Source organism: Microtetraspora sp. NBRC 16547 (genome assembly GCF_030268965.1).
Taxonomy (GTDB): domain Bacteria; phylum Actinomycetota; class Actinomycetes; order Streptosporangiales; family Streptosporangiaceae; genus Microtetraspora.
On sequence record NZ_BSSE01000024.1, the window covers coordinates 92260 to 113886 of the forward strand.

Sequence of the window (21627 nt, forward strand, 5' to 3'; positions counted from 1 at the left end):
TTCGTCCCTCCACGGGAGATGACCCCGGGGAGGGGAAGCGGAAAGGCTTCGTCACGCCTCTGGCGGGATCGGCCCAGGGCCGATCCCCTCAGGCCGGCACGGCGAAGCAGCGAGGAGCTTGCCCGCTCCGGGGGCGCGGCCCGGGGCGGGCAATGCCATGCCGGTGATCCGCGCCGGTCATCCGCTGATCCGCGCCGGTGATCCGCGAGAACGTGGTCACAAGGTGCGGACGACGCGTATGATTTTGCGGCGCAGTCGGACACGCCTGCTTCCGTCGGGATAAAGTCGCAGCCGGTCCAGTTCCCAGCTTCCGTACTCGGCATGCTCCGTGAGAACCTGCCTGGCGACCTCGCGTGAGGTCCCACACGGCAGATACAGGTCCTTGTAGGAGTAGTCCAGCAAAGCGATTAGTCTCCGAGAGATGTGTTAGGGGAACCCGCCTGGCTCTATTCTGCGTCCTCGTGGATAGAAGGTCCAGGTGAGTTACACACAGGGACAGGACCGGGTAGCCCGAGGGGGAAGGACTTCCGGCGACGGGTTACCGTCGAGACGGTCCCGTGGCCTGGCCGGGCAAAGGATCAGCCGAGTCTGATGTGGGAACGGTTGTCCCGACCGGGAACACGGGGAACGACAGGGAACAGCGAGGTAGGAAGCAGCGTGCCAGCCAAGGACGGCAACGCCGGCGCAACCCGCCTGGTGATCGTCGAGTCGCCTGCCAAGGCGAAGACCATCGCCGGGTACCTCGGGCGCGGCTACATCGTGGAGTCCAGCATCGGCCACATCCGTGATCTTCCGGAGAGGGCCGACGACATCCCTGAGAAGTACAAAGGTGAGACATGGGCTCGTCTGGGGGTGAACGTCGACCATGAGTTCGAGCCGCTCTACGTCGTCAACCCGGACAAGAAGTCCCAGGTCTCCAAGCTGAAGCAGCTTCTCAAGGACGCCGACGAGCTCTACCTCGCCACTGACGAGGACCGCGAGGGCGAGGCGATCGCCTGGCACCTGCGCGAGGTGCTCAAGCCCAAGGTGCCGGTGCACCGGATGGTCTTCCACGAGATCACGCCGCAGGCGATCCAGGACGCCGTCTCCAGCCCGCGTGACCTGAACCTGCGGCTCGTCGACGCGCAGGAGACCCGGCGCATCCTCGACCGGCTGTACGGCTACGAGGTCAGCCCGGTCCTGTGGAAGAAGGTCAAGCCCCGGCTGTCCGCCGGCCGCGTGCAGTCCGTGGCGACCCGGCTGGTGGTCGAGCGCGAGCGCGAGCGCATGGCGTTCACCGCCGCGAGCTACTGGGATCTGCAGGCCCTCTTCGACACCGGCAGGGACGAGGATCCGCGCCGGTTCAGCGCCACGCTGACCGCCGTGGACGGCAGGCGGGTCGCGCAGGGCCGTGACTTCGCCTCCACCGGCGCCCTGAAGACCGCGGACGTGCTCCATCTCGACGAGGCCGCCGCCGGAGCGCTGGCGGGCCGGCTGGGGAACGCGTCGTACGCCGTCACGTCGGTGGAGCGCAAGCCGTACACGCGAAAGCCGTACGCGCCGTTCCGGACGACGACGCTGCAGCAGGAGGCGAGCCGCAAGCTCGGCTTCTCGGCGAAGTACACCATGCAGATCGCCCAGCGGCTCTACGAGAACGGCTTCATCACGTACATGCGTACCGACAGCATCACGCTGTCGGAGACCGCCGTCGCCGCCGCGCGCGGCCAGGCCATCAAGCTGTACGGCTCCGCGTATGTGCCGGACAAGCCGCGCGTCTACACGAGCAAGGTCAAGAACGCGCAGGAGGCGCACGAGGCGATCCGCCCGTCCGGTGAGCAGTTCCGCACACCGGGCGAGACCGGGCTGTCCGGGGACCTGTTCCGCCTGTACGAGCTGATCTGGCAGCGTACGGTCGCCTCCCAGATGAAGGACGCCGTCGGCGAGTCGGTGTCCGTCAAGGTCGGCGGCACCTCCAGCGCCGGCGAGAAGGCCGAGTTCGGCGCGACCGGCCGCACGATCACCTTCCACGGCTTCCTCAAGGCGTACGTCGAGGGCGCGGACGACCCGTCGACCGTCAGGGACGACGCCGAGAAGCGGCTGCCCAACCTGTCCGAGGGCGAGCGGCTGACCGCGGCCGAGCTGAACGCGCTGGCGCACTCGACCAAGCCGCCCGCGCGTTACACCGAGGCGTCGCTGGTCAAGGAGCTGGAAGACCGCGAGATCGGCCGCCCGTCGACGTACGCGTCGATCATCGGAACGATCCTCGACCGGGGATACGTGTTCAAGAAGGGCACCGCGCTGGTGCCGTCCTTCCTCGCGTTCGCCGTGGTCAACCTGTTGGAGCAGCATTTCGGCAACCTGGTCGACTACGACTTCACCGCCGACATGGAGAAGGTCCTCGACGACATCGCCAACGACCGGGCGGAGCGGGTGCCCGAGCTGCGCCGCTTCTACTTCGGCGGGGACGGCGACGAGGGCCTGAAGGAGATGGTCACCGACCTCGGCGAGATCGACGCCAAGGAGATCAGCTCCTTCCCGATCAGGGGCAGCGACATCGTGATCCGGGTCGGGCGCTACGGCCCGTACCTGGACCGCGACGGCGCCCGGGTGAACGTGCCCGAGGACATGACGCCCGACGAGCTCACCGCCGAGAAGGCCGAGGAGCTGTTCTCCCGCCCGAGCGCCGACCGCGAGCTGGGCAAGGACCCGGTCACCGGCAACGTCATCGTGGCCAAGAGCGGACGGTTCGGTCCGTACGTCACGGAGATCCTGCCGGAGGAGCCGGCGCCCGCCGAGGGAAAGAAGCGGGTCAAGAAGGCCGACGTGCCCAAGCCGCGGGCCGGCTCGCTCTTCAAGTCCATGTCGCTGGACACCATCACGCTCGAACAGGCGCTGATGCTGCTGACGCTCCCCCGGGTCGTCGGGGAGATCGACGGCGAGGAGGTGACCGCGCAGAACGGCAAGTTCGGGCCCTACATCAAGAAGGGCACCGACTCGCGCTCGCTGGCCTCCGAAGAGGACCTGCTGACGGTCACGATCGACCAGGCCAAGGAGCTGTTCGCGCAGCCCAAGGCCCGGGGCAGGGGCCGGGCCGCGGCCGCTCCGCCGCTGCGTGAGCTGGGCGAGGACCCGAACTCCAAGAAGCCCGTGGTGGTGAAGGAGGGGCGGTTCGGTCCGTACGTCACGGACGGCGAGACCAACGCCTCCCTGCGCAAGGGCGACACGGTCGAGGACATCACGATCGAGCGGGCCGCCGAACTGCTGGCGGAGCGCCGCGAGCGGGCCCCCGCCGCCAAGCGGACGACGGCCACCCGGGCGAAGAAGACGCCCGCGAAGAAGCCCGCGGCCAAGTCCTCGACGAAGTCCTAGGACGCGGCTAGGACGCGGTTCTGGTCCGCGCCCCGGTCTGGTTTCCCACCGGGCCGGGGCGCGGCGCGTTCCCGGGAATCGCTCCGTAGGATCGTCCGGCAGCGGAGCGAGGGGAGTACGCCGTGGGGTTCCTGATCACGATCCTGGCCGTCGTGGTCGTCGTGCACTACTACCTGTGGCGGCGGCTGGTACGGCCGACCACCCGCCCGGGGAGCGTGCCGCGTCGCGTGCTCACGTGGGGGCTCGTCCTGCTCGTGTTCCTGCTGCCACTGAGGACCATCGGTGGCCAGGTCTTCGGGATGTCGTTCGAGCGTGTCATCGCGTGGCCCGGCTACATGTGGCTGGCGATCATGTTCTATCTCGTCGTGTTCACGGTGGCCCTGGAGATTCCCCGGGCGATCGCCCTGCTGATGGCCAGGCGTCCCGAAAATTCACCTGGGCCTGTGGAATCTCGTGAGCCTGTGGATTCCGGTCGGCCTGTGGATTCTGCCGGTTTTGCCGGGCCTGCGGGTTCGCCCGGTTCTGTGGATTCAGGCGATCCTGTGCTCGGATCGCCTTTCGCGCCGGGACCGTCCACCGGATCTGGAACGTCCAGGGCCTCGGCAATATCCACAGACCCGGTCGCAGTCGCCGGCTCGGCAGAATCCGCAGACCTGGTCGCATCCACAGCCCCGGCGATATCCGCTGGCCCGGGAACGTCCCAGGTCGATCGGCGGGTGTTCATCGCGCGTACGGCCGCCACGGTCGCGGGCGTCGGGGCGCTGGCCACCGTGGGGTATGGCATGCGCACGGCGATGGGCGACCCGGTGATCGAGCGGATCCCGGTCCGGCTGCCCAGGCTGGATCCGCGGATGAGCGGCCTGCGCTTCGCCGTGGTGAGTGACATCCACATCGGACCGCTGACGGGGAAGGGCCACACCGAGCGCATCGTCCGGATGATCAACAGTCTGCAGGCGGACGTGGTCACGATCGTCGGCGACCTGGTGGACGGGTCGGTGGCCGAGCTCGGCCCGCTGGCCGCTCCGCTGCGCAACCTTGAGTCCCGCTATGGGGCATATTTCGTGACCGGTAATCACGAGTACTACACGTCCAACGGGCCCCAGGAGTGGATCGAGGAGCTGAACTCCCTCGGCGTACGTTCCCTGCGGAACGAGCGGGTCGAGATCGCGCACGCGGGAGCCGTACTCGACCTCGCGGGGATCAACGACCTCTACGGAACGCCGATCGGGGACGGCCCCGACCTGGAGAAGGCCCTCGGCGGGCGGGACGCCGCGCGGCCGGTCGTGCTGCTCGCGCATCAGCCGGTCCAGGTCAGGCAGGCCGCGGGGTACGGCGTCGATCTCCAGCTGTCCGGGCACACCCACGGCGGGCAGATGGCGCCGTTCAACCTGGCGGTGCCTTTGCAGCAGCCGGTGGTCGCAGGGCTGGACAAGGTGGACGGCACGCAGATCTACGTGACCCGGGGCGCGGGCTACTGGGGGCCGCCGGTCCGGGTCGGCGCCCCGCCGGAGATCACCCTCATCGAGCTCCGGTCCTGAACTCCCGGCTCGTACGGCCCGGCGGACGCGGAAGGGCGCGGAGAGGCGAGGCAGGACGCGGAAGGGCGAGGCAGGACGCGGAAGGGCGAGGCAGGACGCGGAAAAACGAGGCAGAGCGGGGAAAAGGCGGGCAGGGCGGGAAAAACCGGCCACTGTTCCTCGCGTCCGTCCTGCGGGACACGGCGGGACGTACTACCCTCAGGCGACGAGCGGGCGGAAATCCGGCCCCCTCGCGCCCTTCCCCCGCCCAGTGAGCACCTGGATACGCTGACATCATGAGCACCCATGGCCGGGCAGCCGGGCGGCGCAAGCCGCCGAACGTGCTGGCAAACGCGCCGTTCCGCAGGCTGTGGACGGCCATGTCGATCTGCAGCCTCGGAGACTGGCTGAACATCATCGCGCTGACCGCTCTGGCGGGGAATCTCACCGCCGGGTCGGGATATCAGGCGCAGAGCCTGGCCATCGGCGGTGTCTTCGTCGCCAAGATGCTGCCCGCGATCCTCCTCGGCCCGCTCGCCGGCGCCGTCGCCGACCGGTTCGACCGCCGGTTGACCATGGTGACCGCGGACATCGCGAGATTCGCCGTGGTGGCCTCGATCCCGCTGGTCGGGAGCTACCAGTGGGTGATCATCGCGACGCTGCTCGTCGAGTGCGCGAACCTGTTCTGGGTGCCGGCCAAGGACGCGACCGTGCCCAACCTCGTGCCCAAGGAGCGGCTGGAGGAGGCCAACCAGCTCAACCTGCTCGTCACGTACGGCACGGCCCCGGTCGCGGCGGCGCTCTTCGCGGTGCTGTCGGCGATCATGGGTGTGATCGCCACGGCCGTCCCCGGGTTCGGCGCACGGCCGACCGACCTGGCCCTAGGCGTCAACGCCCTGGCCTACCTGGTCTCCGCGAGCCTGATCTTCACGCTGCGGGACATCCCGAAGGACCACACCCGCCGGGTGTCCACGCCGTCCGTGCTGCGGCAGGTCGTCGAGGGCTGGCGGTTCGTCGGCGGCAACCGCGTGGTGCGCGGGCTGATCATCGGGATGCTGGGCGCCTTCGCCGCCGGAGGCGCGGTCGTCGGCGTGGCCAAGGCGTACGTCACGGCCCTGCAGGGCGGCGACGCGGGATACGGCGCTGTCTTCTGCGCGGTCTTCCTGGGCATGGGGTTCGGCATGTTCTTCGGCCCCCGGCTCCTCGGGGAGCTGTCCCGGCGGCGCCTGTTCGGGCTGACCATCATCATGGCCGGGCTGACGCTCGCGGCCATCGCGCTCATCCACGACCTGGTGGTCGTCGTCGTGCTCACCGTGCTGCTGGGCGCCTGCGCGGGCACCGCCTGGATCATCGGGTACACGCTGATCGGCCTGGAGGTCGAGGACGGCCTGCGCGGCCGTACCTTCTCCTTCCTGCAGTCGCTGGCCAGGGTGGTACTGCTCCTGGTCGTCGCGGTGGCCTCCGCGCTCGGCGGTCTCGTCGGCTCGCACCTCCTCGTGGTGGCGGGCATGACCTACCGTTTCGACGGCTCGAACGTGGTCCTGCTCCTGGGCGCGCTGCTCGCGGTGATCGTCGGCCTGCTCGCGCTGCGGCACATGGACGACCGGCGCGGTGTCCCCATCGGGGCGGACCTGTTCGCCGCGCTGCGGGGCGAGAAGCTCCTCGACGAGGACGACGAGCAGCGCTCCGGCCTGTTCGTCGCGTTCGAGGGCGGCGAGGGCTCGGGGAAGACCACCCAGTCGAGGCTGCTCGCCATCTGGCTGCGCGACCAGGGCTTCGACGTCGTGCAGACCCGCGAGCCGGGCTCGACCAAGGTCGGCATGCGCCTGCGTGCCATCCTCCTCGACGCCGCCCACCAGGGGTTGTCGGCGCGCTCCGAAGCCCTGCTGTACGCCGCGGACCGGGCCGAGCACGTGGAGAGGGTCATCCGGCCGTCGCTCCAGCGGGGCTCCACGGTGGTCTGCGACCGGTACGTCGACTCGTCCCTGGCCTACCAGGGCGCCGGGCGGGCGCTCGACCCCGACGACGTGGCACGGGTCAACGCCTGGGCGACCGGTGGCCTGATCCCCGACCTGACGGTGCTCATCGACGTGCCGCCGTCGGTGGGGCTGCGCCGGATGGCCTCGCCCGCCGACCGGATCGAGTCCGAGCCGATGGACTTCCACGAGCGGGTCCGGCGGGAGTTCCGGGCGCTCGCGGCCGCCGCGCCCGACCGTTACCTGGTCGTGGACGGCACGCTGCCCCAGGACGAGATCTCCCGGCTCATCCAGGACCGGGTCCGCGAGGTGCTGCCGGACCCGGTACCGCACGAGACCGAGACCGCCACGGGCACCATGCCGGCCATCCGCGACTGAAGTCCGCGGGAGCATCTCGGCCGGGCCCGCCCACGATCTGACGGTAGGTTGGGCGCGTGGGTGTGTTCGAGGATCTGGTGGGCCAGGATCGGGCCACGGTCGTGCTGCGGCAGGCCACTTCAGCTGCCGCCGATGCCCTCGCGGGCGGCCGCGGCGCTGGGATGACCCACGCGTGGCTGTTCACCGGTCCTCCTGGCTCGGGGCGCTCCGACGCCGCCCGGGCCTTCGCGGCGGCGTTGCTCTGCCCCGATCAGGGCTGCGGCCACTGTGATTCCTGCCACCAGGTCGAGATCGGCTCCCACCCGGACCTGACCTGGGTGCGGCCCGAGGGGCTCTCCTACAGCGCCAGGCAGACTCGTGACCTCGTGCTCAAGGGAGCCGGCGCGCCGACGCTGGGGCGCTGGCGGATCGTGCTGTTCGAGGACGCCGACCGTGCCACGGAGGCCGCCGCCAACGCGCTGCTCAAGGCCATCGAGGAGCCGCCGCCACGGACGGTCTGGCTGCTCTGCGCGCCGTCCCCGGACGACATGATCATCACGATCCGGTCCCGCTGCCGCGTGGTGACGCTCCGTACGCCGTCCACGGAGGCGGTCGCGCACGTGCTCGCGACGAGGGACGGCGTGCCGGACGACATGGCGTGGTTCGCGGCACGGGCCGCGCACGGCGACGTCGGCCGCGCGCGGCGACTGGCCCTCGACGAGGAGGTACGACGGCGCCGCGAGGAGGTGCTGTCCATCCCCGCGTCGCTGACCGGTGTGGGCGAGTGCATCGCGGCGGCCGAGCGGCTGGTCAAGACCTCGACCGAGGACGCCGACGCCGCGACGGCCACGCTGAACGAGGCCGAGACCACCGAGCTGCGCAGGGTCTACGGCGAGGGGTCGTCGGGCAAGGGATTGGGCAAGGGCCTGGTCCGTGGCGGCGCGGGGGCGCTGAAGGAGCTGGAGACCCTCCAGAAGTCGCGCGCCACCCGGATCAAGCGTGACTCGATCGACGCGGCGCTGCTCGATCTGGTGGCGTACTACCGGGACGTGCTGGCGGTGCAGCTCGGAGCCGGGATGGAGCTGGCCAACGAGGATCGCAGGCGTGAGCTGGAGGCCCTCGCCGGCGGCTCGACCCCCGAGGACACGCTGCGCCGTACGGAGGCCATCATGGTCTGCCGGGAGCGGCTCGCGGCCAACGTGAACCCCCAGATCGCGGTGGAGGCCATGACCCTCGCCCTCCGGGATCCTCAACTCCTGGGGTAGAGCTTTTCGCGATAGAGGCCGCGTCGTGAGCAACCTCACGGGTGATCCGGCGTCTCTGGTACATGCAGGCCGAAACGCTGGATATCCATAAACCCCCCGGGGGGTTGTTGAACTCCTCGGAAGCCGCGGATGACACGATCGCGGGAATTTACGCCGAGCACGCCCTCGGCCTCGCCAGACTGGCACTGGTCATGCTCGGAGACCGTGAGACGGCGGAGGATGTGGTCCAGGAGGCGTTCCTCGGCCTCCATCGCCGGTTCGGCGGCCTGCGCGACCGGAGCAAGGCCCTCGTCTACCTGCGTTCCGCGGTGCTCAACAACGCGCGGAGCGTGCTGCGGAGGAGGCGGCTGCCGTCCTGGTTCGCCGGGACGTACGAGCCGCCGGTCTGGTCCGCGGAATCCGCCGCCCTGCTCGGGGCCGAGCGGCGCGAGGTCATGGAGGCGCTGCACCGCCTGCCCCGGCGGCAGCGTGAGGCGCTCGTGCTGCGCTACTACGGCGACCTGTCGGAAGAGGAGACCGCCCAGGTCATGGGCGTCAGCAGGGGCACCGTCAAGTCGACCACCTCCCGAGCCCTGGACGCGCTCGGCCGACTGCTTGGAGACGCACGATGAACGACATCATCAACCGCCTGCGCGACGCGACCCAGGCCGTGGGCGAGACCATCGATCACCCTCCGGGGCTCTCCCTGGGCGAGAGCCGTACGAGAAGGTCCTGGCTGGTCCCGGTCGCCGCGGCGGCGTCCGTGACCGTCGCGGTCGCGGGCGGCGTTGCGGTCGTCAGGGGCGGGGACGGCGGCCTCGGCCAGGTCGCCGCGGCCGGCGCGGGCCCCGCCGCCGTGCCGAACTTCTTCGCCGAGGCCGGGGACGACGGGATCACGATCAGGAGCGTGGACGGCGGCAGCGAGACCTCCCGCGTTCCGGAGCCTTCGGACAGGGAGCGGTTCGTCAGCATCCAGGCGGCCCAGGACAACCGCCTCTTCTACGCGGTGTCCGCGTCGGACGACTGCCGGCCACGCCTGTACCGGTTCCTGCTGGACGACGCCGGGAAGGTCGGTTCGTTCGACACGCTGCCGTTCGCGCCGCCCGCGGGCACCAGGCCGACGTCGCTGGCCGTCAGCGGCGACGGGGCCAAGCTCGCGTACGGCACCGCGCCGTGTGGCCGCGAGCCGGGGACGGGAAGCCTGGTGGTGGCGGACACCGCGACCGGCGACAGCCGTACCTGGATCGCGAAGGACGGCACCGGTGCGACCAACCTGTCGATGACGGCCGACGGACGCTTCGTGCTTTTCACGCGGGATGTTGTCGGGGGCGTGGCCGCCGTCGCGGAGCCTGCGGTCGTCGAGCCGTCGCTCGTGCCGAGCGTCGAGGGATCGGCCGTGCCGAGCAGCGAGGCGACCCTCATGGCGACCGGCGCGCCGTCACCGGTGCCGACGATGACCGCGGAGCCGGCGAAACCGGTCATGTCTGAACCGACGGAGTCCGTCGCCCCGAGCCCGGTTCCAAGCGCTGTGCCGCCGGAAGTCCCGAGTGTCGCGCCCAGCGCGGTTCCGTCGGATATGCCGACCGCTGTGCCCACCGTCGCGCCGAGCCTTGTGCCGACCGTGGAGGCCATGTCATGGTGCCGTTTCTCGGCGGAGTCCGTCCCCGCCGTGCGGGGCGACGCGGCACTGACGACAGAGGCCGCGAAGGTCGAGCCCGGATCCGGGCCGGTCGAGTTGAAGCAGACCATCTGGGTGTGTCCGGACTCACCCGAGGTGAGGTTGCTCGACACGGGCGCACCCGGCGACAGCCTGGACAAGGCGGCGACCTTCTCGCTCTGGAAGCCAGGCAGCGAGGTGGCCAGCGGCGTCCTCGGCGCCAAGATCAGCCCGGACGGCACCCGTATCGTGGCCGCTCTGGGCGCTGTCGGCGTCGGGCTCGACGGCGGGAAGTTGCCGCCGGGGTCCGGCCCCTTCGGCCTCGCCGCGTTCAGTGCGGCCGACGGTGGGCCGCTGGGTGTCTTCTATCGCGAGGCCGGCACGCCTGGCCTCCGGCTGCTCGACATCGACGGCACCGGGGAGAACATGCTTGTCACGCGGGACGGCGAGATCGGCGTCGTGGACGGCAAGGGCTACCGGACCCTGGTGGACGCCGGTGACGCCCTCGTGAATTTCGGCTCCAGGATCGCCTGGTAGACCTCTGCCCGGCTTGTTCGGCCGGTCTGCCGGGGTTGTGCCCCGGAGACCGGCCGTTCCTGTTTCTCGCGCATCAGAAGCAGCACGAGGCGCGTTGGTGCGTCTCTGTTGTGTGAAAGTGGAACTGCTCTCCCGTGGAGAGCCCTTGATCCGGGAACGCGTCGACGTCGCGGCGCTGTTCGCCGACCATCATCTCGGCCTGGTACGGCTGGCGTTGCTCATGGTGGGCGACGTCGCCACGGCCGAGGACGTCGTCCAGGAGGCGTTCGCGCGCACCCATGCCGGACGACGCCGGTTGCGTGATCCCGGCTGTGCCCTCGCGTACGTGCGGTCGGCGGTGCTCAACGGCTGCCGGTCCGTGCTGCGGCGCAGGAGCGTCGCCTTCCGGCGGGCCGTGCCGTACGAGCCGCCGGTCTGGTCGGCGGAGAGCGTCGCGTTGATCGGCGAGGAGCGGCGCGAGGTCCTGATCGCTTTGAGCGGCCTGCCGCGCAGGCAGCGCGAGGCGCTCGTGCTGCGGTTCTACCTCGACCTCTCGTACGAGGAGATCGCCGACACCATGGGCGTCGCCGGGAGCACGGCGCGCTCCACCATCACACGGGGGCTCGCCGCCCTCGCCCGGAATCTTGGGGAGGAATCATGATCGAAGAGCGTCTTCGTGAAGCCCTGTCGGAGGCGGCGGCGACCGCCGACCTCCGGTCCGTCCGCCCGCTGACCGCGCCGTCGAGGCGCTCCCGCGCCCAGATCTCCCGGTTCGTGGTCGTTCCCGCCGTGCTGGTCGCCGCCGTCTCTCTCGGGGTGTTCCTGCTGGTACGGCCCGCACCTCCGGCCACGACGGCGGCCAATCCTGTGGCGTACAGCATGGTCCAGCTCAGCCTGGTGGGGGCGGATTCCTGGCAGGACGAGGTCGCGGTGTTCCTTTGCGGCAAGAACGATGCCTTCCCGGTGTGCAAGAAGCGTGCGGCGACCGAGGACGATCGGCAGCGGATCCGGAAGGTTCTGGAGTCGCTGCCCGGGGTCGAGTCCGTCAAGTTCGAGTCGCAGATGGAGGCCTACGAGAAATTCCGCGCCGCCAACAGCGACAATTCCCGGCTTGTCGATGTGATCAAACCGACAGATATGCCGGAGTCCTTCCGGGGGAAGCTGAAGCAGGGGGCCGATCACAAGGGGGTGGTGAGGGGCGTCGAGCACATGCCCGGAATCTCGAACGTCGTCGACACGGTGTGCATAAGGGACCGGTCGAAGTGCTGAGGCCCTGACGCCGTACGCGCTCCCGCCCGGTCGAACCGGAGGGCCTAGCCTCGAAGGAGGGCACGTGTGTCGCCGCCCCGAGGAGGGCGTCATGGCCGCCATGTCACCCGCGTCATCTGTGGCGGCCCGTCTGGGGTCCGTGCGGGGATGGCAGGAGGATCTCTACCGGGACCTGCATCGGCACCCTGAGCTGTCCCACCATGAGCGGCGTACCGCCGCGAAGATCGCCGAGCGCCTCGGCCGGATCGGCTGCCAGGTGCACCAGGGGGTCGGCGGCACCGGTGTGGTCGGGGTGCTGCGTAACGGCGACGGTCCGACGGTGCTGCTCCGGGCGGACATGGACGCGCTGCCGGTGCGTGAGGCGACCGGCCTGCCGTACGCCAGCACCGACACGGTCACGGACCCCGGCGGGCGCGAGATACCGATCGCGCACGCCTGCGGACACGATGTACACGTCACCTGTCTGCTCGGCGCGGCCCAGTTGCTCGCCGAGGGGACCGGCCGGTGGCGGGGCACGGTGGTGGCGCTGTTCCAGCCGGCCGAGGAGACCGGCGACGGCGCGCGGGCCATGCTCGACGACGGCCTCGCCGAGCTGATTCCGGCCCCGGATGTGGCGCTCGCGCAGCACGTGCTGCCGGCGCCGGCCGGGCACGTCGGCACTCATGCCGGTCCGGTGCTCTCCGCCGCCGACAGCGGGCGCGTCACCGTGTACGGACGCGGAGCCCACGGCTCGATGCCGCAGGCGGCCGTCGACCCTGTGGTCCTCGCGGCGATGATCGTGATCCGGCTGCAGACCATCGTGTCCCGTGAGACCTCGCCGGGGGAGACCGCGGTGGTCACGGTCGGCAGCGTCCAGGCCGGCACGAAGAGCAACATCATCCCCGATCACGCCGTGCTGGAGTTCAACATCCGCACCTACGACGAGCGGACCAGAAGCGCGATCCTGGACGCGGTGCGCCGCATCGTCCTCGCCGAGTGCCAGGCGTCGCGGTGTCCGAAGGCTCCGGAGATCGAGCTGTTCGACCGCTTCCCGCTGACCGACAACGATCCCGTGACCACCGGTCGGGTGGCCGCCGCGTTCGGTGAGTTCTTCGGCGACCGGGCCGGGCCGATGGGCCGGCAGACCGCCAGCGAGGACTTCAGTGACATCCCGAACGCCCTGGGAGTCCCGTACACCTACTGGGGCATCGGCGGCATCGACCCCGAGACCTACCGCAGGGCCGAGGCCACCGGCCGGGTGGCGCAGGACATCCCGGTGAACCATTCCGCCGCGTTCGCCCCGGTCCCGCAGCCCACCTTGGACACCGGTTCCCAGGCCCTGGTCGTCGCCGCTCTCGCGTGGCTCGGCCGCTGACTCACCGCCGGTCCCCGGAACCGGGGACGTCGCCGCGGCCGCCCGGCGGGATGTCGAGCCGGGCGGCGCGCACCGCAGTCAACGCGCCGTTGAGCCCGAACGCGAAGGTGCCCGTCAGGTCCAGCGCGAGCAGCAGCAGCGGTTCGGCGTTCATCCGGCGTGGATACCCGTCATGGGTGCGTTTTCGCTGATGAGACGCCCAGGTTCGAGCTCACTCTGAGGGTGGTCGCGGCGAAGCCCGACCGGCGCTCGCTCGGCCGGCGTCCCCCGGCGGAGTCGGGCGAGGTCCTTCGAGAGCGCCCAGATCGTCCATACGGCGAACGCCTGACGATGTACGGCCGATGCCGCGTAGGGTGGGGGCGGGCGGCAGCCGCACGAGATCGAGGAGGCCGGGCGCTTGGGCATGATGATGGCGGTGAGCTTCACCCGCTACGGGCGTCTCTATTACCTCGATCCCGGAGGGCACTCCCCGAAGGTCGGCGACAAAGTGCTCGTGCCGACCGAATCCGGGCCAGAGGTGGCCGAGTGCATCTGGGCCCCGCAGTACGTCAGCGAGGACGTCGACGGTCTGCCGGTCTGCGCGGGCATCGCGACCGAGGAGCACCTGGCCAGGGACGAGACCAACCGCCGCCGCAGGGCTGAGGCTCGCAGCGTGTCCAAGCGCCTGATCAGACGACACGAACTGCCCATGAAGGTCGTCGGCGTCGACTATGTGGACGCCGACAACGTCTTCACCGTGTACTTCTCGGCCCCGCACCGCGTCGACTTCCGCGCGCTGGTGCGGGACCTCGCCCGCAACCTCCGGGCCCGGGTGGAGCTGCGACAGATCGGGCCGCGCGACGAGGCCCGGCTCCAGGGCGGCATCGGGCCGTGCGGACGCGACCTGTGCTGCGCGACCTTCCTGAAGGACTTCGAGCCCGTCTCGGTCCGGATGGCCAAGGATCAGGACCTTCCGGTCAACCCGCTCCGGATCGCCGGAGCCTGCGGGCGGCTGATGTGCTGCCTGAAATACGAGCACCCGCTGTACGTCGAGGCGCAGCGGACCTTCCCGAGGACGGGTTCCCGGGTGGAGACGGATGAGGGCCCGGGGCAGGTCGTCGGCAGGAACGTGCCGGGAGACTACGTCACCGTGCGGCTCGACGACGGCGGGCGCCGGTGCCAGTGCTCACGCGCCTCGGTCTGCGGTCCGCGTAAGGCCCACGACGAGAGGTATGAGCCGCAAGCGTGAAGATCGTTCGATCAGCGGGGCCTGCAGGGCCTTCGGCGTTGTCCGGCCGGGTCCGCAGGGTGGCGGCGGCCTTCCTGGCGCTGGCACTCGTGGCCACGGGATGCGCCGACGAGCAGGAGAAGCCCCGGGCCGAGGCACCGACGCCGGCGCTCCAGCCGTTCTACAGTCAGACGCTCGACTGGAAGGACTGCGGCGACGGCTTCCAGTGCTCCCGCGCCGAAGTGCCGCTCGACTACTCTGCGCCGTCCGGCGAGAAGATCGGGATCAGCCTGATCCGGCTGCCCGCCACCGGGAAGCGCATCGGCTCCTTGCTGATCAACCCCGGCGGGCCGGGCGGATCCGGCGTCGAGTACGCGCGGGCCGCGCGCTCGGTGCTCAGCGAGAAGGTCCGGTCGCGGTTCGACGTCATCGGCTTCGACCCGAGGGGCGTGGGCGAGTCCAGTCCCGTCCGCTGCATGTCCGGCGGCGATCTCGACGCCTACGTGAGCCTGGACGCCAGTCCCGACACGCCCGCCGAGGTCAAGGCGCTCGAAGACGGGTCCAAGGCGTTCGCGACCGCCTGCGGCGCCAAGGCGGGCCGGCTGCTTCCTTTCGTCGGCACGGCCGACGCGGCCAGGGACATGGACGTGCTGCGCGGCGTTCTCGGCGACTCCGGCCTGAGCTACCTCGGCAAGTCGTACGGCACTTACCTGGGCGCGGTCTACGCCGACCTGTTCCCGAAGAAGGTCCGCGCTCTGGTCCTCGACGGCGCGGTGGACCCCTCGGTCCCGGCGCTGAAGTCCAACGAGACCCAGGCGAAGGGGTTCGAGGTGGCGATGACCGCCTTCCTCCAGGACTGCTTCGAGGACGGCGCCTGCCCCTTCTCCAGCCGTACGGTCGAGGGGGCCATGAAGGAGCTGTCGGACCTGCTCGCGAGGGCTGACGAACATCCGCTGAAGAACGGGCTGGGCGACGGTCGCGAGATCAACGAGTCGTGGACGGTCCTCGGCGTCGTCACGCCGCTGTACAACCGGGATTCGTGGCCGGCGTTGCGGGAGGCTCTCGGGCACGCCTTCAACGGCGACGGCACCGACCTGCTGCGGATGGCCGACCTGATGCTGGACCGCAAGTCCGACGGCTCGTATTCCAACCAGACCGAGTCGAACATGGCGATCAACTGTGTGGACCACCCTTACCCGAAGGACGCCGCCGCGTACGCCGAGGGAGCCGTCGAGGCGCGGAAGGTCGCCCCGCATTTCGGAAATTTCGTGATGTGGGGCTCGCTGCCCTGTGCGTACTGGCCGGTGGCGCCCAAGGGGACCGACAAGAAGCTCACCGCCGCGGGCGCCCCGCCGATCGTCGTCGTCGGCACCTCACGCGACCCGGCCACGCCGTACGAGTGGGCGGAGGGGCTGGCCTCGCAGCTCAGCTCGGGTGTCCTGCTCGGATTCGACGGTGACGGCCACACCGCCTACCGGACAGGCTCGGAGTGCGTGGACAAGGTGGTCGACGACTACCTGATCTCACTCAAGGCGCCCAAGCACGGCACCATGTGCCCGAAGATCACATGACGTCGCGGAGGAGGGCGCGAGAAGGGGGCGCGAGCCTGTAGACTTCTGTACGCTGCCGTACGGCAACGCCGCCTTAGCTCAGTCGGCCAGAGCGACGCACTCGTAATGCGTAGGTCTGGGGTTCGATTCCCCAAGGCGGCTCCAGCTCAGAGGCCTCTTCCAATCAAGGAAGGGGCCTTCTTGCTAACACCCTTGCTAACAGCGGCCGTTGATCATCACCGGCCCCCTTAGGCGCGTTCTTGATCAAGGGTGCAGAAAGCCCCTTCCGGTTGTGGAAGGGGCTGTTGAGGGGCATTCCTCAGGGTGCTTTCTCGAGTGCTTGGGCGAAGACCTCGGCGACGGTCGCTTCTGCGGAGTGGATACCTCAGCCCGATCGACTACGAGAAGCAGCTAGATATGGTGCTACTCGCCGCATAACAGTCGGTGTCCACGTTTCGGGGGGGAACCCCCGAGCTGTCGCATTGGACGGGGCGACACAGTTTCTCTCGACCGAGAAGTCTGTGCTCCGCACGGACCGCAGTTTCAGCGTGGCCGCCTGGGTGCGGCTGGACAGCGCTGTTCTGGGGAAGGAGTTCCGGCTGCCGGAGGGCTGGTTCGCGCTGACCGCGGTCAGCCAGCCTGGGCCGGTGGCTGACGCGCTGACGCATTCCCCCTTCTACCTGGGTGCCCGGGCCATCGACGAGGAGACTCCGGACGTGGTGAAGTGGTGCCTGGAGGCCACGCCCGTCGACGGAGACCCCCCTGGCCCGCCGTGGCCGTACGTGTGGGAGAACGCCTTCTCCAGGACGATCCTGGACTCATCCGTGTTGGACGAATGGGTGCTCTTGGTCGGTGTCATGGACGCGGAGAACTTCGAGATTCGCCTGTACATTCCCGGCACGGACGACTCCGGCTCGGCGAAGCCAGTCGATGACTGGCCGTTCTGGCACGCCGATGCGCCGGTCCACATCGGGCAGGCCTATTGGCGTGACGACCCGGTCGACAACTGGCACGGCTCGATCGGCCCGGTCCGGCTCTACCAGGGCGTGCTCACGCGCGAGGACGCGTACAGGGTCTACCGCGAGGACCTCGGGGGCTGACCTTGCCCTGGCCCTCCCACGACGACATAAAGACCAACGGGCAGGAAGAGGCGCATGCACAAGAGTGAGATCACGCAGGTGCTGATCAGGCAGCTTCTGGAGGAGCAGTTCCCCCAGTGGGCGTCGCTGCCGATCCGGCCGGTGGAGCGAGACGGGTGGGACAACCTGACCATGCGCCTGGGTGACACCATGTCGCTCCGGTTTCCCAGCGCGGAGATGTACGCGTCCCAGGTCGAGAAGGAGCACCGCTGGCTGCCGGTGTTACGGGACCACCTGCCGGTGACGATCCCGAATCCCCTGGGCAAGGGGGTGCCGGGATGTGGCTTCCCTCGTCCCTGGTCGGTCTACGAGTGGCTGCCCGGTCACCACGCGACGGTGGACCGGGTGTCCGATCTGGCGGAGCTTGCCCGGGACCTGAGCCGATTCCTCACCGCCCTGTACCAGATCGACGCCACCGGCGGGCCGGAGGCGGGGCTGCACAGTTTCTACCGGGGCGCCTCTCCGGTGCACTGGGACGAGTCGGCCCGCACGGCGATCACCGCGCTGGCCGATGTCATTGACGCGCCGTTGGCCATGACCGTGTGGAGGACGGCCCTGAGCAGTAGCCGGGATGGGTCGCCGGTGTGGTTCCACGGGGACATGAGCGCCGGGAACCTGCTGGTGCGAGACGGGAAGCTGAGCGCGGTCATCGACTTCGGCACCTGCGGAGTCGGAGATCCGGCGTGTGACCTAGTCATCGCCTGGTCGTTCTTCCATGGCGAGAGCCGCGAGGAGTTTCGGCGCGGGTTGGCCCTGGGCGATGACACCTGGGCCCGCGCCCGGGGGTGGATGTTGTGGAAGGCCGCCATCACCCTCCGCGACGCGCGCGAGGAGACCCCTGACCAGGTCGACAACGCGGGCATGCAGTTCGGGTGGCGTGTCGGGGCCATCCAGGTGATCGAGGACATCCTCGCCGAGCACCGTCAGTACACCGCGGGCTAGCCCGACCTTCGCACATGACGAGTGATCAAATGTCGTGGGACGTCGTGGGATCTCTCTGTGATCACCTGTTGATCGGGTGATATCGGGATCCTTGGCTGAACAGGGTGCGGTCACATTCTGTGATGCGTGATGGTGTTGTGCGTGGTGAAAACGCGGGTGATGTACGGGCCGCCGAGCGTGGAGAAGGCGTTGGGGTCGCTGCCGATGATCGCGGACTTCTGCGGCCGGCTGGGGATCGCCGGCGTGGTGGATGGGTTGTGGCCGATCCGTGAGGTGGCACGGGTCAGCCACGGCCAGGTCGTGGAGGCATTGATCGCCAACCGGCTCACCAGCCCGGCGTCGGTGGTGCGGCTGGAGAACTGGGCGCGGTGCTGGGCGGTGCCCGAGGTGCTGGGCATCGAGCCGGATGCCCTCAACGACTACCGGGTGGGCCGTCTGCTCCTGGTGCTCATCCGGTGGTCAAGAGTGATCAGGCGTTCTTGAGAAGCCGGCGCACCCAGGCCAGCCGGGCCGCCGCGGCCGACCGGGAGACGATCGCGTTCGGCACCCACTGGTCGAAGCTGTGGAAGGCGCCCGACCAGACGTGCAGCTCGGCGGATCCGCCGACCCGCCACATCTCCAGGGCGAACGGCACAGCCTCGTCGCGGAGGGACTCCACCGAGCCGACGTCCATGAAGGCCGGTGGGAGGGCGGACAGGTCGGTGGCACGAGCCGGCGCTGCGTAGGGCGAAACGTCATCACCGCCCCGGCGGTCATGGTCGGACACGCGCGGACACCTCGCAGCACGAGGTTCGAGGACTCGTAATGCGTAGGTCTGGGGTTCGATTCCCCAAGGCGGCTCCATCAATGATCAGGGCGTTCTCCCTCAGGAGAGCGCCCTGTGATCGTTTCTGGGTGCGATAGTGGCAACACTTTCACAGCTTGGTCCGCTGATCATGCCCGGCTGAGCGTCTCCCCCGGACGGCCGAAGAGAACTCACAGGTCGTAGTGGTCGGAACCGAGATGGCCAACGAGACCTTCCGCTTCCGGGATTCCCCATCCCAGAGCGTTTCCGTATCTCTACCGTTACCGTGTGTTGACCACGTATCAGGAGGTCCGGGGTCGGATCTACACGCTGGCCTATGAACGAGACCTGCGGATCGATTGGGCCGAGACGACGCCGCTGTTTCGCCTACTCTTGCTCTACGACCATCGTCAGGTTGTCGTGGCTCGTGCGAGCGTACCGGTGAAGGGCATCAGCGTTCGCGCGCTGAACGACCTGCAGGCCGATCTTGAGCATGTCTTCGGGAAGGACTGGTTGCAGTGACCTCCATCGTCCACCGCCTGACCTTCCGGGTCAGTCGGGAACGCACCCTCGATCTCGATACCGAAGTCTGGTACGCCGGCCCGGTGGATGCTCCAATCCGCTCGGGGGTGTCTGCTGAGACCCTTGCGGAGCTACGGGCGGCGGTCGAGTCGGTCAAGCACTTTGTTCTGGGCGTTCCTGAGGACACGGCGATTACCGTCGAGTATGTCTATGATCTTCCCGGTGTCTCGGCCGAGGTGTGGCAGGCACACCGGGAGTTGCGGGCTCGACTGTGCGAGGCGGGGCTATCCGAGGACGATCGAGCCGAACTGCTGCTGTCCGCTTGAGCTCCTCTGCCCCTCGCTCTACGGGATCTTGCTAACGATTCTGCTAACAACGATCCCGGACGAGTGTGGACGGCCGTGAACTGCATAGGGAGCTACGACGGCTTCGATCAAAGCGTGGAGAACAGTCGTGGATGGTTGTGGACAGCCCGATTACTCCTCGTAATGCGTAGGTCTGGGGTTCGATTCCCCAAGGCGGCTCCATCAAGTAAGACCCCTGACCTGGCAGAACTCGGTCGGGGGTCTTTTGCTTGGTACGACAAAATCCCGATCTTGCTAACACGCTTTGGTAAACGGTAAGGCGATCCTGCTAACCGGAGGGAAGTGTGATCAGGTCATACCTGTTCGGGCGCAGAGCTGCCTTGGTCACGCTCATCTACGCTTTTGTCCTCCTCGCCGTGGCCGTTGCCGTTCTTGTCGCGTTGCTCTCCGGGAAGGACGGCGTCGTGCTCTGGCCCCTCGTGCTAGGGGTGCCCCTGGGCTGGCTCGTTGTTATGGGCGTCAATCGACAACGGTCTGGTGCTTTGGGCCAGCTTCCTCGCACTCGGCTTGGTTCAGCGGTATAGCGAGGAACCCCGGGCGTTCACGCCCGGGAGGAATCGCTTCCCTCTCCCCACCAGGACGCTGGTCCGGGCGTTTCTGGTTCTCGATGTACTCCCTGATGATCGACAGCGGCAGCCGACTGAGTCTGCCGTCTCGGCGGGCGCCGCCACAGGAGGCGGCGACCTTGATCATGATGTATTCGCATCGTGACAGCAGGTCGTCGGTGAACACCCCACGCCGATACTTGGGCGTGAAGACCGAATGCGCGTGGAGGCTCTAGACCACACCGCGACCTTGGCGGACATCCGGATTCGGTTTCCATCACGGCGACGCACACCAGCCGATAATGTGTTCGATGTGAAGCTGGTGGTGCAGGTGAGGCTGCGGCCGACGCCTGAGCAGGCGGCGGCGTTGGAGGCGACCTTGCGCGCCTGCAACGATGCCGCGAACTTCGCCTCGGTGACGGCGTTCACGACCGGGGACCGGCGTGAGTACGCGTTGCGCAAGCACGCCTATCGCGAGGTGAAAGCGCGCGGGTTGGGGGCGCAGGCCGCCCAGCATGTGATCAAGAAGGTCGCCGACGCCTACACCACACTGAAGGCCAACATCCGGGCCGGGAACCTGGGACCGGAAGGCTCGGCGCGCCGTGCGCGGGCCGAGAGTAAACCGATCGCCTTCCGCGCTGATGCCGCGCAGCCGTTCGATGACCGCTGCCTGTCCTGGGATCACACCGCCCACACGGTGTCGATCTGGACCACGGCCGGCCGGGTGAAGAATGTCGCGTTCGTCGGCTCGCCCGACCAGCTCAAGATGCTCGCCTTGTACCGGAAGGGCGAATCCGACCTGGTCTGCCGGGATGGCAGGTGGTTCCTGTACGCGACCTGTGAGATCCCGGATGTTCCGGTCGCCGAACCGGACGGGTTTGTGGGGGTGGATCTGGGCATCGCCAACATCGCCACCACCAGTGACGGCGCCCGCCACTGCGGTAAGGGCCTGAACGCGGTCCGCCACCGCAACCGGGAGCTACGCCGCCGGTTGCAGGCCAAGGCCACCGCCTCCGCCAAACGGCTGCTGAAGAAGCGCCGCCGCAAGGAGGCGCGGTTCGCCGCCGATACCAATCATCGCATCGCCAAACGCATCGTGGCCGAGGCAGAACGCACCGGACGCGGGATCGCCCTGGAAGATCTGGGCGGGATCCGCGGCCGGGTACGGCTCCGCAAGCCCCAGCGGGTCACGCTGCACTCCTGGAGTTTCCACCAGTTGGGGAGCTTCATCGTCTACAAGGCGGCCCGGCATGGGGTCGCCGTGATCCACGTTGATCCGGCCTACACCTCCCAGACCTGCTCGGCCTGCGGGCATGTGGACAAGGCCAACCGGCC

At 68.9% G+C, this 21627-nt stretch carries 20 protein-coding genes, 1 tRNA gene and 1 pseudogene; 18 read left to right on the plus strand and 4 right to left on the minus strand.

Annotated elements, in window-relative coordinates:
• Positions 1 to 216: 216 nt before the first annotated feature.
• Positions 217 to 402: a DUF5703 family protein gene (locus QSK17_RS27365; RefSeq protein ID WP_285708233.1), complete on the minus strand. Its 186-nt coding sequence runs from the start codon at positions 400 to 402 to the stop codon at positions 217 to 219.
• Between the two features lie 189 nt (positions 403 to 591).
• Between QSK17_RS27365 and topA the strand changes: the two genes are divergently transcribed.
• From topA to QSK17_RS27410, 9 genes are all read left to right on the plus strand, one after another.
• Positions 592 to 3348: a type I DNA topoisomerase gene (topA, locus tag QSK17_RS27370; RefSeq protein ID WP_502889315.1), complete on the plus strand. Its 2757-nt coding sequence runs from the start codon at positions 592 to 594 to the stop codon at positions 3346 to 3348.
• Between the two features lie 122 nt (positions 3349 to 3470).
• Entirely contained in the window at positions 3471 to 4886 is a 1416-nt protein-coding gene (locus tag QSK17_RS27375; protein WP_285708236.1) for a metallophosphoesterase, read from the plus strand.
• A gap of 275 nt (positions 4887 to 5161) precedes the next feature.
• Positions 5162 to 7219: a dTMP kinase gene (gene tmk, locus QSK17_RS27380; RefSeq protein ID WP_285708237.1), complete on the plus strand. Its 2058-nt coding sequence runs from the start codon at positions 5162 to 5164 to the stop codon at positions 7217 to 7219.
• 56 nt (positions 7220 to 7275) lie between these two features.
• A complete protein-coding gene (locus tag QSK17_RS27385; protein ID WP_285708238.1) occupies positions 7276 to 8463 on the plus strand; it encodes a DNA polymerase III subunit delta' in 1188 nt (395 codons plus the stop codon).
• Positions 8464 to 8570: 107 nt separating this feature from the next.
• The gene (locus QSK17_RS27390; RefSeq protein ID WP_285708239.1) at positions 8571 to 9074 is read left to right on the plus strand and encodes a SigE family RNA polymerase sigma factor; all 504 of its coding nucleotides are present in this window, start codon (positions 8571 to 8573) and stop codon (positions 9072 to 9074) included.
• On the plus strand, positions 9071 to 10636 hold the full coding sequence (locus QSK17_RS27395) for a hypothetical protein (protein WP_285708240.1): 1566 nt from the start codon (positions 9071 to 9073) through the stop codon (positions 10634 to 10636). The genes QSK17_RS27390 and QSK17_RS27395 overlap by 4 nt, the downstream gene beginning before the upstream one ends.
• A 145-nt stretch (positions 10637 to 10781) precedes the next feature.
• Positions 10782 to 11276, plus strand: a complete 495-nt coding sequence (locus QSK17_RS27400; RefSeq protein WP_285708241.1) for a SigE family RNA polymerase sigma factor — start codon at positions 10782 to 10784, stop codon at positions 11274 to 11276.
• On the plus strand, positions 11273 to 11884 hold the full coding sequence (locus tag QSK17_RS27405; RefSeq protein WP_285708243.1) for a permease-like cell division protein FtsX: 612 nt from the start codon (positions 11273 to 11275) through the stop codon (positions 11882 to 11884). Before QSK17_RS27400 ends, QSK17_RS27405 begins: the two co-directional genes overlap by 4 nt.
• A gap of 91 nt (positions 11885 to 11975) precedes the next feature.
• Positions 11976 to 13238 carry an amidohydrolase gene (locus tag QSK17_RS27410; protein ID WP_285708244.1) on the plus strand — a complete coding sequence of 421 codons (1263 nt, stop codon included), beginning with the start codon at positions 11976 to 11978 and terminating at the stop codon, positions 13236 to 13238.
• A gap of 1 nt (position 13239) precedes the next feature.
• On the opposite strand, the gene QSK17_RS27415 is transcribed toward QSK17_RS27410, so the two are convergent.
• A complete protein-coding gene (locus QSK17_RS27415) occupies positions 13240 to 13392 on the minus strand; it encodes a hypothetical protein (RefSeq protein ID WP_285708245.1) in 153 nt (50 codons plus the stop codon).
• Positions 13393 to 13641: 249 nt separating this feature from the next.
• On the opposite strand from QSK17_RS27415, the gene QSK17_RS27420 reads away from it, so the two are divergent.
• The 6 genes from QSK17_RS27420 (at position 13642) to QSK17_RS27445 (ending at position 18559) form a co-directional block, all read left to right on the plus strand.
• Complete coding sequence (locus tag QSK17_RS27420; protein WP_285708263.1) at positions 13642 to 14466, plus strand: PSP1 domain-containing protein; 825 nt, start codon at positions 13642 to 13644, stop codon at positions 14464 to 14466.
• Positions 14463 to 16016 carry an alpha/beta hydrolase gene (locus QSK17_RS27425; protein ID WP_285708247.1) on the plus strand — a complete coding sequence of 518 codons (1554 nt, stop codon included), beginning with the start codon at positions 14463 to 14465 and terminating at the stop codon, positions 16014 to 16016. The genes QSK17_RS27420 and QSK17_RS27425 overlap by 4 nt, the downstream gene beginning before the upstream one ends.
• Before the next feature lie 67 nt (positions 16017 to 16083).
• Positions 16084 to 16160, plus strand: a tRNA-Thr gene (locus tag QSK17_RS27430).
• Between the two features lie 356 nt (positions 16161 to 16516).
• Positions 16517 to 17095, plus strand: a complete 579-nt coding sequence (locus QSK17_RS27435; protein ID WP_285708249.1) for a LamG-like jellyroll fold domain-containing protein — start codon at positions 16517 to 16519, stop codon at positions 17093 to 17095.
• 54 nt (positions 17096 to 17149) lie between these two features.
• Entirely contained in the window at positions 17150 to 18076 is a 927-nt protein-coding gene (locus QSK17_RS27440) for an aminoglycoside phosphotransferase family protein (protein ID WP_285708250.1), read from the plus strand.
• 141 nt (positions 18077 to 18217) lie between these two features.
• The gene (locus QSK17_RS27445; RefSeq protein WP_285708251.1) at positions 18218 to 18559 is read left to right on the plus strand and encodes a DUF4277 domain-containing protein; all 342 of its coding nucleotides are present in this window, start codon (positions 18218 to 18220) and stop codon (positions 18557 to 18559) included.
• Here the strand turns inward: QSK17_RS27445 and QSK17_RS27450 are convergent.
• Positions 18546 to 18821, minus strand: a pseudogene (locus QSK17_RS27450) (alpha/beta hydrolase); the annotation flags it as partial. The gene QSK17_RS27445 and the pseudogene QSK17_RS27450 sit on opposite strands and share 14 nt — an antisense overlap.
• A 327-nt stretch (positions 18822 to 19148) precedes the next feature.
• Between QSK17_RS27450 and QSK17_RS27455 the strand changes: the two are divergent.
• The gene (locus tag QSK17_RS27455; protein WP_285708252.1) at positions 19149 to 19382 is read left to right on the plus strand and encodes a hypothetical protein; all 234 of its coding nucleotides are present in this window, start codon (positions 19149 to 19151) and stop codon (positions 19380 to 19382) included.
• Positions 19379 to 19708 (plus strand): hypothetical protein, encoded by a 330-nt coding sequence (locus tag QSK17_RS27460; RefSeq protein ID WP_285708253.1) that lies wholly within the window; start codon positions 19379 to 19381, stop codon positions 19706 to 19708. The genes QSK17_RS27455 and QSK17_RS27460 overlap by 4 nt, the downstream gene beginning before the upstream one ends.
• A 498-nt stretch (positions 19709 to 20206) precedes the next feature.
• Here the strand turns inward: QSK17_RS27460 and QSK17_RS36475 are convergent, their stop codons facing one another.
• Positions 20207 to 20479, minus strand: a complete 273-nt coding sequence (locus QSK17_RS36475) for a hypothetical protein (RefSeq protein ID WP_502889316.1) — start codon at positions 20477 to 20479, stop codon at positions 20207 to 20209.
• Between the two features lie 126 nt (positions 20480 to 20605).
• On the opposite strand from QSK17_RS36475, the gene QSK17_RS27470 reads away from it, so the two are divergent.
• On the plus strand, positions 20606 to 21627 hold a 1022-nt coding region (locus tag QSK17_RS27470; RefSeq protein ID WP_285708255.1), incomplete at its 3' end, for an RNA-guided endonuclease InsQ/TnpB family protein.